The following is a 12,935-nucleotide window of genomic DNA, read 5'->3' on the forward strand; positions in this document are numbered from 1 at the left end:
CGGGAAGTTCCTCATGCGATGGGACGATGATGCGGCTTGAACAGCCGTCCCTTTTCCACCACCAGCACGATCGCAAGCGCCGCCAGCGTCGACAGGAAGAAGCCGACCGAGAACGGCAGCAGCGTGCCGTCGAAACTCTGGCCGATCGCCATGCCGACGACGATGCCGATCAGCGTCGTGATCGAGCCGTAGAGCGAGGAGGCGGTGCCCGCGATGTGGCCCTGCGGCTCCATGGCGAGTGCGGTGAAGTTCGCGACCATCATGCCGAACGAGAACATCATCAGGGCGGACAGCACCATGAACAACGAGAGCGGCAGCATGCCGAGGCTTTCCGTCAGCAGCATCACGCCCGCAACCGCGGTGTAGAGCGTCAGCGCGCTGTGCGAGATCACGCGCATGCCGAGCCGTCCGACCAGCTTCGCATTGAGGAAGCCGGCGATCGCGGTGCCGGCCGCGATCGCGGCGAAGGCAATCGGGAAATAATGGCCGAGATGATAGACGCCGGTGAAGACCTGCTGCGCCGAGAAGACATAGGCAAAGAGCGCGCCTATCACGCTGCCGGCGGCCGTCGCATAGCCGATGGTCTGGCGGTTGGTCACGGTCTGCCGGAACGCCGAGAGCACGTCTGCGGGCGCCAGCGACCTGCGTTCGGACTCGGGAAGAGTTTCAGGCAGCCGCAGCACGCTCCATGCGAGCGCGAGCAGCCCGTAGAGCATCAGGACGACGAAGATGCCGCGCCATTGTGTGACCAGCAGCACCGCCTGCCCGAACGAGGGCGCGATCACGGGCACCGCGATGAACACCATCATGGCGAGCGACATCACGCTCGCCATCCGGCGGCCGACATAACAGTCGCGCACGATCGAGGTGGCGATCACGCGCGTTGCCGACGTGCCGAGCCCTTGCAGCGCGCGCGCCAGCAGCAGCGTCTCGAACGAGGGCGCGGCGACCGCCAGCACGCTCGCCACCGCATAGACCGCCATGCCGCCGAGCAGCACCGGGCGGCGCCCGAAGCGGTCCGACAACGGGCCCATGACGAACTGGCCGGCACCGAAGCCGATCAGGAAGGTGGAGAGCACCAGCTGAAGATGGTTGGCGTTGGGAATGGCGAAGGCTGCCCCGATGTTGGGCAGCGCCGGCAGCATCATGTCCATCGCAAGCGGATTCAGCGCCATGATGGACGCGATCACGATGACGAATTCTGGAAAACCCATGGGTCGGTGTCCCGAGGACACCCAATCGTCGGCATTGACGTCGGACAAAGCTCACCTCTGAAAATCAGAGGCTTTTTGATCGGTTATGCTGCGTCGCACAACCCATGTTTCGGGATGGCTGACAGGCGGGGCGGCGTCGGACACGAGTTGGTGAGGTCGCCCGTCACGCCGGCGGACCCGTCGAGGCTAAGGACGGCTTAAGCGCGGCCTGTCTTCCGAGCCTGCTCGACCAGGCCGAGCGCCAAGCGTCCCGCGGTGTCGACATAGTCGAGATCGCGATGGATCAGCATCACGGTCGTGGCGCCGTCGAGCAGGATCACGAGCTGGCGCGCGAGCGCCGCTGCACCCGCAACGCCGTGCTCGCGCAATTCGGTTTCGAGCCACGCTTCAAAACGCTTCTTGTGCGCCGCGCCGGCCTTGACCGCGGGATGTGCCGGCGTGTTTGCGAGCTCGGCGATGGTGCGCAGGAAGCCGCAGCCGCGCCATCGCGGCGTATCCACGGAGCGTCCGAGCCTTGTGAAGAGACAGCGGACCTTGTCGGCCACCGTGCCCTCGGTCTCGGCGAACCAGCGCATATAGAGCTCCAGCGTCGGCTGGTCCCTGGCCGCGATGGTCTCGGCGACGAGCTCGTCCTTGCTGGTGAAGTGATAATAGAGCGTCTTCTTGGTGACGCCGGCCTTCTCGGCGACTGCGTCCATGCTCACCGCCCTGATGCCTTCGCCATAGAACAGGCGCGTCGCCGCGATGACGATCTGCTCGCGCGTGGTGTCGCCTTTGCCTGACATCGCCAATGTATACTGCCTAGTGAGTATACACGACAAGATCGCTGTGGCTGACTTCCGCGCCTGTTCGACCTGGAATTCGACCTGGAAGGAGCCTACACTTGTCCGATCTCGTACTCTCCGAAACGCGAGGCGCTGTCGCGCTGCTGACGTTCAATCGCCCGAACAAGCTCAATGCGCTGAGCTACGCCCTCGTCGACCGTCTGATGGCGCTCCTCGATCGTATCGAGGACGATGCCGATATCCGCGCCGTGATCCTGACCGGGGCGGGCGACCGCGCCTTCTCGGCCGGCGCCGACGTCGCCGAGTTCTCGGAGAGCGTGAAATGCGGGCCGGACGCGGCGGTAAAGGCCTTCGTGCGGCGCGGGCAGGCGATGACGGCGCGCATGGAGGCGTTTCCGAAGCCGATCATCGCCGCCGTGAACGGCATCGCCTTCGGCGGCGGTTGCGAGATCACGGAAGCCGTGCATCTCGCCGTCGCGAGCGAGCACGCGAGCTTCGCCAAGCCCGAGATTGCGATCGGAATCACGCCGACCTTCGGCGGCACGCAGCGCCTGCCACGGCTCGCAGGCCGGAAGCGGGCGCTCGAATATCTCCTGACAGGAGATTCCTTTTCACCACAACGGGCTCATGAGATCGGTTTGGTCAACCAGGTCGTGCCGCACGGGCAGCTCCTGGACGCAGCCTTCGCGCTGGCAGGCCGCATCACGCGGCATTCGCACCTGGCGGTCGCCCGCGTCATCACCGCCGCCACGCGGGGCCTCAACGTCTCGATCTCGGAAGGCCTCGCCATCGAGAGCGAGCAGTTCGCACGCATGGCGGCGACCCGGGACACGCGCGAAGCGCTTGATGCCTGGCTTGCCGCCCGCGCGTCGCGGTAGGGGTGGCGCGGCTCATCTGGCGGTTGTGGCGATAGGGAACCGGTTCCCCGCCGTCCAGGCGGACGGCTGGCAACCAGGGATTCACCATAAGCGCGCGCGCAACGCACAGGGGAGATGAATCCGCAACCCATCCTGTCCATGGTGGCACGGCCTGGTGCCGCGTTGGCGCCGGGAGAAACTTGGCCCAACAAGGTATCCGATTGTGTCCGACGTCACCGGTGCAGCACGATGGTTGGAACCCTCGGCCGACATGGCTTCGCGGCGGAACTTCTGGCTCGCCTGCCTGATCGCACTGACCGCACTGCTGGTGCTCGGCAATCTCGCCAACGACGCCGTGCTCGATATGAAATATGGCTGGGACACCCGCGTCAATTGCGCGGCGGTCGATGCGTATGCCAGCGGGCTCGATCCCTATTTCGTCAAGAACCTGAAGGGCACCAAGCTCTCTTATCCCTATCTGCCGGTGACGCTGGATGTCTTCCGCCCCTTGTGTGCCGGTGGACTTCTGGTCGATCACTACAAGGGCATCTTTCCTGTCCTCGCCGTGCTTTGCGGGCTCCTCTTGCCCGGTCTTGGCCGAACGCGCCCGGGCGCGCGCGATGTTGCGCTGAGGGTGCTCTGCACGCTCGGCGCGTTCGTCGGTTTCGAATGGGTGCAGGCGTCCGGCAACTTCGCGATCCTGAGCGGCATGCTGACCGCGATTGCGCTGAGGTTTCTGCTTTCTCCGTCTGTGTCCGACACGCCTGAGGACCGCAGTTTTCCGTTGCGGCTCGCCGGCGCCGCGCTGCTCGGCCTCGTGACATCGTTCAAGCTGGTGTTCTTTCCCGTGCTGGCCGCGCTCTATTTCCTGCCGCTACCGCGCAGCCGCAAGCTCACGCTGATCGCGGTTGCGGCGTTCAGCTTCGCATTGCCGATCCTGATATCGCGGCTGATGTACCCCGACCTGTTCGCAAGCTGGCAACTGGCGATGGGCGGAAAGATCCCCGACCAGCATCTCGTCGATCTCTTCGAGATCAATCCGTCGCTGCTGCTGGCTGCGCGCGACCTCATGGATCATGCCGGCCTCGGTGACAGCAAGGCGGCAACGTTCGCAACCTATGCATTCGCGGCACTCGCGCTCGTGCTGGTGCCGTTCGCCTTGTCCATCCTGCGCGTGGTCGCGAGCCGGCCGGCGCAGGAAGGCGGATCACTTCTTGCGCGACTGGATCGCTGGCTGATGGATCATCCCCGCGTCGCCATGCGCATCACGGTGTTCGCGATGTTTGCGCTCTATCTCAGCTCGCCGCGCCTCAAGGAATATGCCTTCTTCGAGCTCGCGCTTTATGCCGCGATCCTCGTCGTCGATCTTCCGGCCCTGGCACTTGCCGCGTTCCTCGCCGTCGGTCTCGCCTTTCCTGCGCTGATCTCGATTCTGGGGACGGCATTCGAGGGCAGCTTCATCCTGCTCATCATTGCGCTGACAAGTTTCTGGATCCTGCTGCTCGACTTTCGCGCCGAACCGAAGCGGCTGGAGACGGAGGCCGTCAATCCATGACGCGCGTCGCCCGTCGGCTCTGATGGTGCGGGCAGCCGGGATCGAACCGGCACAGCGCTTGCGCTGCTAAAGTCCCGAATCTCGGATCGTGATGCTCGACGGGAATCTCCTCAGCAAGATTGCCTCCACTTTCCTCATATACCAGGAATGCGGTTGAAGACTGGCCTTGCCAAGGCGACTGCCGCGGGGGATGAAAAAGCTCGGCGCATATGGCTGCTGAGTTTTCCGGACTCGAACGGTTTTATTCAGGAGCATTGAGACCAGCGGATGCTCACGGTGGTGACAAAGGACATTGCGTTCGATGTTTCGAGCGACCGAGCGTCCGAAATATCGCCAAAAACCTGATCGCTCGTTGTTGATCACGACGTCCTGATTTTCGATTATTGAGAGCAACGTTCCTTCAACATATTTGTTGTCGAACGCGATATCAGGGCAGTATTCGGCGAGTTTGTCGATCATGAGCAATAAGCTCATCGTTGCGAGAAAATCGTCCGGATAGCCGCCCCCAACATCGCCGTGAACACCGGGCATCCATATCTGATCCAGCGTCTGCCCTGAGCACGGCGCTCCTTCCCAAAGGATCGGGGAATAGTCACTGCGGCTATCGTCGATGGATACGATATGCACGCCATGCTTCACGCATCGGTCAAGCTCTAGATTCGTAAATCGATGTCGCTTGAGAAGCTGCTCCTTCTTGTAAGGGCCAGAAACCGTGTCCCAGACTCCAAGGAACTCAACCCGGACGTCGGGATGAACGGCTAGTTCCTTGAGTGCGGCGAAATTGGCTTTTGGGGATTCGTCGTCTTTAAAATAGGCCCAAGCCTGCTCAATCAGTGCCGAAGATTCAGCTTTCAGCAGTCCCGAGTAGGAAATCATGCTGCTAAGGGCACGTGCTGCGAACGCCCCGCGTGAAAATCCAAAAATGTAAATCTTGTCGCCGGGTACGTAGTTGGCAACAAGGTTGATGTAGGCCTCGAGAATGATTGCCGATAGTCCCTCGCCGGTTGCGCCGGCGATAATTTGCGAACTGCGGTTAGCTGTGCCCACGCCCGCCGAATAGATGAAAACCTGCGGCCGTCGTGCCGGTGTTCGGTCCTCGTAGTTGAGAGCCAAGTTCAACCGATAGACGTTACTTTGGAAGATGTCCTTGAACGCAGCCTGCCAAGTGCCGTCGATTCCGATGATGATATGTTTCGGCCGAGTAGGCTCGGACTGAAAAGGAGATTGGCCAGTTCTATCCGTATCGAGCTGCCCCTCTGTAGGGTCCAACATAATGCGCTCTCCTGCCAAAATGCCTTTGGCGTCTTTCGCGCAGGGGACCTTTGAGTTCGGTTCGTCGTCGGTCAGCCGTGCAGGACGCCCGAAAAACGCTAGGCTAATCCAGCAACCTTAGAGTGTAAATGCAACCGGCCTGACCTATCCGGCAACTTTGGAATCATCGATTGGGCTGCTTTCCGCTCGGGTTGTCGATTTTTCGCGCGGAGGAGGACAGTCTCGGTGGTTCGTGGTGCGGGCAGCCGGGGTCGAACCGGCACAGCGCTTGCGCGCCGAGGGATTTTAAGTCCCTTGCGTCTACCAATTCCGCCATGCCCGCTTGATCCAACGAGATCAACTAGTTAAGTCCACCTCCGGCCGTCTGGAATTGGCGCGTTTCGCGGGCCGGATGGGCGGTTCTTCCTTAAGCGAGCCGGCTGCGCAAGGCAAAGCCTCAATCCGGACATCTGTTGTTGCTTTAGGCATTCTCAATCCACGGGGACTACTCATCCGGCATGGCTGCTTCGTTTTCCTCTCGCCTGCGCGACTCGGGCGCATTTCTGGCGCTGCTCGCGGCGGGCGCGGCGCTGTCCGGTTGCGCCAGCATGACCGAGACGGTCGCACCGGCCTTTGCCGATCCCGGCAAGTACGAATTGTACGACTGCAAGCAACTCGAGGCTGAGCGTAAGGCGCTCGCCAGCCGCACCGAGCAGTTGCAGAAGCTGATGGAGAAGGCCGAGACCGGGGCCGGAGGCGCCGTCGTGTCCGAGCTCGCCTATCGCAACGACTACATCGCGGTGCGCGGGCAGTCGCAACTTGCCGAGGAGGCCTGGCGCCGCAATAGGTGCCGGGAAACGCCGCCCGGTGCGGCGCCGGCGGCCTCTGCTCCGCAGCGGCCGGACATCAAGCCCGCCCCGAAATCCGGTAGCGCCGTTCGCTGAGTTGACACGATTGCGCCCGCCTCACGGCCGCCAGCCGTAGATCCAGTCCTGCCGCGCCAGCATGCGCTCCGGGCCGAGCGCGCGGATCGCAACATCGCGCGCGATCGCGAACGGCCCACCGAGATGATAGATGCGGCCCTGCTGCCGCGCCGTCCGCTGCACCTGCCGCACCCGCGCCTGCCGCGCGCGGCCATATTGCTTGAGCGCCGCCGTGATGCCGGCCGCGCTCTCGGCAGCCTCGAGGCTCAGATGCCGGGCGAGCACGGCGGCATCCTCGATCGCCATGCCGGCGCCCTGGGCCGCGAATGGCAGCATCGCATGCACGGCGTCACCGAGCAGGCCGACCGGTCCTTGGCTCCAGGGGCAGCCGTCGGGCACGCCGAACAGCGCCCATTTGCGCCAATTGTCGACGGCCGTGAGCATCATCCTGGCCTGCGATGGCCAGCGCGGTGCCGCGAAGGCGTCCATCACCTCGAAGGGGTCGCCCGGCGTGCTCCAGCCGGGCCTGTTCCAGGTCCCCGGCAGCACCGCGACCACGTTGATCTGGCGCCCGCCGGCGATCGGATAAGCCACGAGATGGGCGTTCGGACCCATCCAGAGCTGCACCCGCCGCGCGGTAAAATCCTTCGGCAGTTGCGTGGCATCGAGCGTGCCGCGCCAGGCGATCAGGCCGGAGAAGCGCGGTTGCACCTCGGGAAACAGATGCTGGCGTACCGTCGACCAGATACCGTCGGCGCCGATCAGTGCGCTGGCGAGATCGCTGCGGCGGATCGTGCCGCTACGATGGACGATCGTCAGCCCCTTGGCGTGGGGCGCCACGTCCTCGAAGGTCGCACCTAACTTCAGATCGATATCGGGATGGTCGGAGACCGCACCGGCCAGCGCGGATTGCAGGTCGGCGCGGTGCACCACCCAATAGGGCGCGCCGGCCCGCGCGGAAGCGGCTTCGCCGAGCGGCATGCGCAGCAGTTCGCCGCCGGCCCGCGCGCTCATGACGCAGAGCGCCTCAGGCGTGACGGCGCTTCGCTTGAGCCGCTCGGTGAGGCCGAGCTCGACCAGCACGCGGCTGGCGTTGGGGGAGAGTTGCAGGCCGGCACCGACTTCCTCGAGCCGCTCGGCCTTTTCCAGCACGACGATGCGGAAGCCGCGGGCTGCGAGCGCAAGCGCGGCCGTCAGTCCACCTATGCCGGCACCGGCGATGACAATCGTTCGGGAGAGCGCCACCCCTGACCGTGAGAGGCGGTCAGGCCACCTTGTCCTTCAGCACGCATTCCGGCGGACGAGCTTCGCCGGCCTTCAGGTCGGCGGCGAAACGGTACAGCGTCGAGCAATAGGGGCAGATGATCTCGTTGTCGTTGCCGAGGTCCAGGAAGACGTGCGGATGATCGAACGGAGGATTGGCGCCGACGCACATGAACTCTTGCGAGCCGATCTCGATGACGGGGACACCGGCATCGTTATGGAAGTGCGGGACGACATGGTCGGACATCGTAGTTCATCCTGGAGTGGCAATGGCGGCAGACACAATCAAACACTGACGCGGCATCTTTGAGGCGCCGCGGACCATACTGTTGGGTGCAGATGATTGCTAGTCCAGCGGAACCGAAAGGTTCGCAATTGCCCCATGCTCATTTGCTCATGCAAATTCGACACAATCTTGCGGCCTGAGAGAAGCCCTTCTTTCGTCGGGGACGTTGTGTCGCAATTTTGGCATACTATGTCTTTGGACGAGCGGAACTGCGACGAAAGACGAACCATCAGGCGCAATGATCTCGGGATCGTCCAGGCTCTTGGCACAACTCTTGGTATGACTCTTGGCATGAAGTGGCTGCGAATCAGCACGGCGTTGACCGGTATTGCAGCATGCAGCTTCATGCTCGCGCAGGTAGCGCCGCATGCCCGCGAGGCCGGCGCGCTCCTCTCCGCCCAGGACGATCCGGCGGCGCTCTCCGAGCTCAAGCTCGATGCGCTGCTGCGGCAGAACGACCGCCTGGTTCAGGACAATATCGAGGCCGCGCTCGCCGCCGGCGACGCCGATCTCGCCGACAGTTTTGTCGCGCTGGCGCGTGACCGCAACATCGCGCTGCCCGACGACCTCCTCAACCGCGTGAGCGATGCGGTCAATGAAGAAAATTCCACGCGGCATTTCGCCAAACGGTTCGCCACCGGTCTCGTCACCGGCAACGCCGACGATGTCGCGAGCCTGTCCGGAACCGTCGCCGGCGATCTCTTCGTGATCGGCGACATCAGGGACGTCGTGCGCGAGGGCAAGCGTCTCGCCATGGGCGAGGACACCGACCATCTGGTGCTCGGCCTTGCGACCGCCGGCCTTGCGGTGACGGCGGTGACCTACGTGTCGGTCGGCGGCGCCGCGCCCGTGCGCGCTGGACTGACGCTGGTGAAGGATGCCCGCAAGGTCGGACGGCTCGGCGAGGGACTTGCCGCATGGGCCGGCCGGTCGGCGCGTGAGGTGGTCGATACGCCGATGCTCCAGAACGCCGTCGCCAAGGGTTCGGTGTTCCGCCCCGGCGAGACCGCGAGCGCGATCAAGGCCGCGTTCCGTGCCGAGAAGGCCGGTGCGCTGGTCCGGCTCGGCAAGGACGTCACCCGCGTTGCCGAAAAGACCGGCACGCGCGGCGCCATGGATACGCTGCGCATCGCCGAAGGCCCGAAGGACGTCGCGCGCGCGGCCCGGCTTGCGGAAGCGCAGGGCGGCAAGACCCGCGCGATCATGAAGCTGCTCGGCCGCGGCGCGCTGTTGCTCGTCGGCGGCATGTTCGATCTGGCGCTCTGGCTGTTCGGCGCGGCACTGACGCTGTTCGGCCTGCTGTCTTCGATCAAGGCGGCGACAGAGCGCCTGACCCAGGCCTGGTGCGATCGCAGAAGGGCGCGCCGGCTCCGCCGCGCGCAGGCCGCGGCCGAGGCCGCTCTGGCGGACGGGGCCCTCACGGCCTGAAGCGCGATACGCTTCAGGCTATCGTTTGGGCATGATCTTGCCGGAAAACCGCTGCACACTTTTCCGGATCATGCTCTAAGATCAAACTTTCCCCTCAAGATTGCGGAACATGTGATGCCGAGCTTTCACAACGGCGCCGTTGAAATTGCCTATCTCGACGAAGGCGAGGGCGATCCGATCATCCTGGTGCACGGCTTTGCCTCGAGCAAGAACGTGAACTGGGTCTATCCGACCTGGGTCTCGGAACTGCGCAAGAACGGCCGCCGTGTCATCGCTCTGGACAATCGCGGCCACGGCGAAAGCGCAAAGCTCTACGAGCCCGCACAGTACTCGATCCCGACCATGGCCGGCGACGTGCTCGCGCTGATGGATCACCTCGCGATTCCGCAGGCCGACATGATGGGCTATTCGATGGGCGGACGGATGACGGCGTGGCTCTCCCTCAACGAGTCGCAGCGCCTGCGCTCGGCGATCCTGGGCGGCATCGGAATTGGCGGCCTAATCGAGGGCACCGGGCCCGGCGAGAATGTCGCAAAGGCGCTGGAGGCGCCCTCGCTCGACGACGTCACCGATCCGGTCGGCCGCACGTTTCGCGCCTTCGCCGATCAGACCCGTTCCGACCGTCGTGCGCTCGCCGCCTGTCTGCGCGGCACCCGCGACCTCATGACGAAGGAAGAGGCCGCGCGCATCGACGTGCCCGTGCTGATCGCGGTCGGCAGCGCCGACGACGTCGCAGGATCAGCCAGCGCGCTCGGCGCCATCATCCCGGGATCGGAAGTGCTCGATATCCCCAACCGCGACCACATGCGCGCGGTCGGCGACAAGGTCTACAAGACCGGCGTGCTCGACTTCCTGTCACGCCGCGGCTGAGGTCTCGTCGTCAGGCTCGTCCTCACCGAAACGACGCGCCAGCGCCATCAGGACCACGAAGGTCGCGACCCACACCATCCGTGCGCCGTAGCGGTCGTGCGGGCCCGAGATCACGCCGCAGATGAGGGCGTTGCCGAGCAGCGCCAGCGCGACGGTTGCCGCCAGCAGCGTCAGATCGTCGAGCCGGCGGCTTGCGAGCGCATGCGCGAGCAGCCCGACCAGCGCCAGCATCGAGGCCAGCGCGACGGGAACGTGCAGCCAGTTGACGTGATCGAAATCGAGGCCGTGATTCTGTTGCCGCGCCGCGCGCATCGGCGCGACTTGCGCCGGGATGTAGCGCTCGATGATTCCGTAGGTGTGCCCGATCCAGACACCAGTGCCTTCGCCGGTGGCCACATGCAGCAATTGCTGGCCCATCGCCCGCAACGCCGCGCCGGCCTGCCACGCCGGATAGTCGGCGAGCGAATGCACGACGATATAGCCCATCTCGTCGTTCATGCCTTCGAAGCGGCCGAGTGTGTTGAACATGCTCTTGCCCCACAGGAACTCGTCGGCGGTCGCCGGCAATTGGTTGCGATAGGGACAGAGCTTGTAGTGCTCGCGCGGGCAATGATCGCTCAGGAAGCGTGCGACGATACCGTCCTGCATCATGCGTCCGAAAGCGACGCCATAGCCGCCGGGCGTCCAGGCCCATTTGCCCGACAGCGCATGGTTTGCCGACACCAGCATCAGGCCGCCCGCGACGATGGTGAGGCTTGCCTGCGCCAATCCGGCGAGCGGCAGGCGCGCGCCGAGGAACGGCCGCACGATCCAGCCGGCGGCGCAGAGCCCGAACAGCACGCCCAGTGTGGCGCTGTGGGTTGCGGCGGCAAAGGCGGTGAAGACGAACAGCGAGATCTTTTCGAGGCCCGACGTCCGGCTCGCGCCGACGACCAGCAAGAACAGGGACAGGATCGAGAGCCCCGCAAAGATGTCCGTGAGCAGCATGCTCGCGAGCCAGGGCAGCGCGGTCGACAGGATCAGGCAGAGGCTGATCGCGACGAAGCGAGACGTCTGCATCAACCCGAGTACGCGCAGCGTCAGTTGCAACAGCCACAGCGTCGCCAGCGACTGGACCGCGAGATTGATCCAGAAGCCGAAACTCTCGCCGTAGTGCAGATAGAGGCCGAACACGGTGGAGCGGCTCGGGACCAGATAGCCTTCGTACCAGCGCGCCAGATAGCCGCCGGTATCCCATTGCAACAGCGGATAGCCGTTCCAGAACGCCGGCGCGATCAAGAGGAGGGGCAGTCCCACCGCCGCCAGCCGCAGCCAAAGCGAGCCCGCGGCGCCCGCGCGCAATTGATCGGTGGTGATGCTCAAATCCGCTCCGTCGTGTTCCCCGACCATGCCCGCAATAGCCGTCGAGGCGGAATTCACCAATAGTTTGACGCTGCCCGGCTTGAATTTGGCAAAACCCTGACCATTTTGAGCCGACCTCGCCGCCTGGGGGCGTCAGAAGAAACTGTTGTGTTTCAAGGCGTTGGCGTGCTTTCGCGGAGCAACTCACTGTTCACTCTCAGGCAAGCCCGTCGGGACTTCGTCGGGTAGACTGTGGTATAGAGCCAGCAAAATGAGCCAATTCGAAAGAGCAGATCCTATGGCAGTGCATCAGGTCAGTCCGGGAGGAAAGCTCGCAACGCTCGATCCGATCTGGGATCGGATCCGCGGCGAGGCGGAGGACATCGTCCATCGCGAGCCAGAGCTTGCGACCTTCATCTACTCGACGGTGCTGCATCACAGTCGCCTGGAAGATTCGGTGATCCATCGTCTCGCCGACCGGCTCGATCATTCCGCGCTGTCGGGAGATCTCGTGCGCCAGACCTATGACGAGGCGCTGCGCGAGGCTCCCGATCTCGGCAACGCCTTCCGCGCCGATCTCGTCGCCGTCTACGACCGCGATCCCGCGACGTCGCGCTTCATCGACCCCTTGCTCTACTTCAAGGGCTTTCACGCCATCCAGACCCATCGCCTCGCGCACTGGCTCTATCTGAAGGGCCGCAAGGACTTTGCGTATTATCTCCAGAGCCGCGCGTCTGCGGTGTTCCAGACCGACATCAATCCCGCCGCGCGCATCGGCCGCGGCATCTTCCTCGACCACGCCACCGGCTTCGTCTGCGGTGAGACCGCTGTGATCGAGGATGACGTCTCGATCCTGCACGGCGTTACGCTCGGCGGCACCGGCAAGGAGAACGAGGACCGTCATCCGAAGATCCGTCACGGCGTCCTGATCGGCGCCGGCGCAAAGATCCTCGGCAACATCGAGATCGGTCATTGCGCGCGCATCGCCGCCGGCTCGGTCGTGGTCAAGCCGGTGCCGCACAACGTCACGGTTGCCGGTGTGCCCGCCAAGATCGTCGGTGAGGCCGGCTGCGCCGAGCCGTCGCGCACCATGGATCAGATGATCAACGCGATGGGACTTTGAGCTAGAGAAACGGGCCGGATTCTCCGGCCCTGCTCGTCC

At 64.2% G+C, this 12,935-nt stretch carries 12 protein-coding genes and 1 tRNA gene; 6 read left to right on the forward strand and 7 right to left on the reverse strand.

Annotated features, from left to right (window positions below; genetic code table 11):
• Nucleotides 1–11: 11 nt before the first annotated feature.
• Nucleotides 12–1,214: a multidrug effflux MFS transporter gene (locus tag ABIA90_RS29030; RefSeq protein ID WP_479697493.1), complete on the reverse strand. Its 1,203-nt coding sequence runs from the start codon at nucleotides 1,212–1,214 to the stop codon at nucleotides 12–14.
• Nucleotides 1,215–1,411: 197 nt separating this feature from the next.
• Nucleotides 1,412–1,999, reverse strand: a complete 588-nt coding sequence (locus ABIA90_RS29035) for a TetR/AcrR family transcriptional regulator (protein ID WP_354120535.1) — start codon at nucleotides 1,997–1,999, stop codon at nucleotides 1,412–1,414.
• Nucleotides 2,000–2,097: 98 nt separating this feature from the next.
• Here ABIA90_RS29035 and ABIA90_RS29040 point away from each other — a divergent pair, with 98 nt between their 5' ends.
• On the forward strand, nucleotides 2,098–2,877 hold the full coding sequence (locus ABIA90_RS29040; protein WP_354120534.1) for a crotonase/enoyl-CoA hydratase family protein: 780 nt from the start codon (nucleotides 2,098–2,100) through the stop codon (nucleotides 2,875–2,877).
• A gap of 250 nt (nucleotides 2,878–3,127) precedes the next feature.
• Entirely contained in the window at nucleotides 3,128–4,411 is a 1,284-nt protein-coding gene (locus ABIA90_RS29045; RefSeq protein WP_354120533.1) for a hypothetical protein, read from the forward strand.
• Nucleotides 4,412–4,477: 66 nt separating this feature from the next.
• Here ABIA90_RS29045 and ABIA90_RS29050 read toward each other — a convergent pair whose 3' ends face one another.
• Nucleotides 4,478–5,683 (reverse strand): phospholipase effector Tle1 domain-containing protein, encoded by a 1,206-nt coding sequence (locus ABIA90_RS29050; RefSeq protein WP_354120532.1) that lies wholly within the window; start codon nucleotides 5,681–5,683, stop codon nucleotides 4,478–4,480.
• Between the two features lie 233 nt (nucleotides 5,684–5,916).
• Nucleotides 5,917–6,005 (reverse strand) — tRNA-Leu (locus ABIA90_RS29055).
• 175 nt (nucleotides 6,006–6,180) lie between these two features.
• On the opposite strand from ABIA90_RS29055, the gene ABIA90_RS29060 reads away from it, so the two are divergent.
• Nucleotides 6,181–6,606 (forward strand): twin-arginine translocation pathway signal, encoded by a 426-nt coding sequence (locus ABIA90_RS29060; protein WP_071912587.1) that lies wholly within the window; start codon nucleotides 6,181–6,183, stop codon nucleotides 6,604–6,606.
• A gap of 21 nt (nucleotides 6,607–6,627) precedes the next feature.
• Here the strand turns inward: ABIA90_RS29060 and ABIA90_RS29065 are convergent, their stop codons facing one another.
• A complete protein-coding gene (locus tag ABIA90_RS29065) occupies nucleotides 6,628–7,830 on the reverse strand; it encodes an FAD-dependent monooxygenase (RefSeq protein WP_354120531.1) in 1,203 nt (400 codons plus the stop codon).
• A gap of 19 nt (nucleotides 7,831–7,849) precedes the next feature.
• The gene (locus ABIA90_RS29070) at nucleotides 7,850–8,095 is read right to left on the reverse strand and encodes a zinc-finger domain-containing protein (RefSeq protein ID WP_007602543.1); all 246 of its coding nucleotides are present in this window, start codon (nucleotides 8,093–8,095) and stop codon (nucleotides 7,850–7,852) included.
• A 330-nt stretch (nucleotides 8,096–8,425) separates the two neighbouring features.
• Here ABIA90_RS29070 and ABIA90_RS29075 point away from each other — a divergent pair, with 330 nt between their 5' ends.
• Together ABIA90_RS29075 and ABIA90_RS29080 are read left to right on the forward strand one after the other, a co-directional pair.
• Nucleotides 8,426–9,562 carry a hypothetical protein gene (locus ABIA90_RS29075; RefSeq protein ID WP_354120530.1) on the forward strand — a complete coding sequence of 379 codons (1,137 nt, stop codon included), beginning with the start codon at nucleotides 8,426–8,428 and terminating at the stop codon, nucleotides 9,560–9,562.
• Between the two features lie 114 nt (nucleotides 9,563–9,676).
• A complete protein-coding gene (locus ABIA90_RS29080) occupies nucleotides 9,677–10,432 on the forward strand; it encodes an alpha/beta fold hydrolase (protein WP_071912591.1) in 756 nt (251 codons plus the stop codon).
• On the opposite strand, the gene ABIA90_RS29085 is transcribed toward ABIA90_RS29080, so the two are convergent.
• Nucleotides 10,418–11,794 (reverse strand): hypothetical protein, encoded by a 1,377-nt coding sequence (locus ABIA90_RS29085; RefSeq protein ID WP_354120529.1) that lies wholly within the window; start codon nucleotides 11,792–11,794, stop codon nucleotides 10,418–10,420. The two genes, ABIA90_RS29080 and ABIA90_RS29085, sit on opposite strands and share 15 nt — an antisense overlap.
• A gap of 277 nt (nucleotides 11,795–12,071) precedes the next feature.
• On the opposite strand from ABIA90_RS29085, the gene cysE reads away from it, so the two are divergent.
• A complete protein-coding gene (gene cysE, locus ABIA90_RS29090) occupies nucleotides 12,072–12,896 on the forward strand; it encodes a serine O-acetyltransferase (RefSeq protein WP_014494283.1) in 825 nt (274 codons plus the stop codon).
• The last annotated feature ends 39 nt before the right edge of the window (nucleotides 12,897–12,935 follow it).

This window comes from Bradyrhizobium sp. LA6.8 (genome assembly GCF_040547935.1).
Classification (GTDB): domain Bacteria; phylum Pseudomonadota; class Alphaproteobacteria; order Rhizobiales; family Xanthobacteraceae; genus Bradyrhizobium; species Bradyrhizobium barranii.

Coding starts and splice junctions, on each gene's coding strand:
- ABIA90_RS29045 (WP_354120533.1), top strand. CDS start 3,128: ATGGCTTCGCGGCGGAACTTCTGGCTCGCCTGCCTGATCGCACTGACC.
- cysE (WP_014494283.1), top strand. CDS start 12,072: ATGGCAGTGCATCAGGTCAGTCCGGGAGGAAAGCTCGCAACGCTCGAT.
- ABIA90_RS29080 (WP_071912591.1), top strand. CDS start 9,677: ATGCCGAGCTTTCACAACGGCGCCGTTGAAATTGCCTATCTCGACGAA.
- ABIA90_RS29030 (WP_479697493.1), bottom strand. CDS start 1,214: ATGGGTTTTCCAGAATTCGTCATCGTGATCGCGTCCATCATGGCGCTG.
- ABIA90_RS29035 (WP_354120535.1), bottom strand. CDS start 1,999: ATGTCAGGCAAAGGCGACACCACGCGCGAGCAGATCGTCATCGCGGCG.
- ABIA90_RS29070 (WP_007602543.1), bottom strand. CDS start 8,095: ATGTCCGACCATGTCGTCCCGCACTTCCATAACGATGCCGGTGTCCCC.
- ABIA90_RS29060 (WP_071912587.1), top strand. CDS start 6,181: ATGGCTGCTTCGTTTTCCTCTCGCCTGCGCGACTCGGGCGCATTTCTG.
- ABIA90_RS29075 (WP_354120530.1), top strand. CDS start 8,426: ATGAAGTGGCTGCGAATCAGCACGGCGTTGACCGGTATTGCAGCATGC.
- ABIA90_RS29050 (WP_354120532.1), bottom strand. CDS start 5,683: ATGTTGGACCCTACAGAGGGGCAGCTCGATACGGATAGAACTGGCCAA.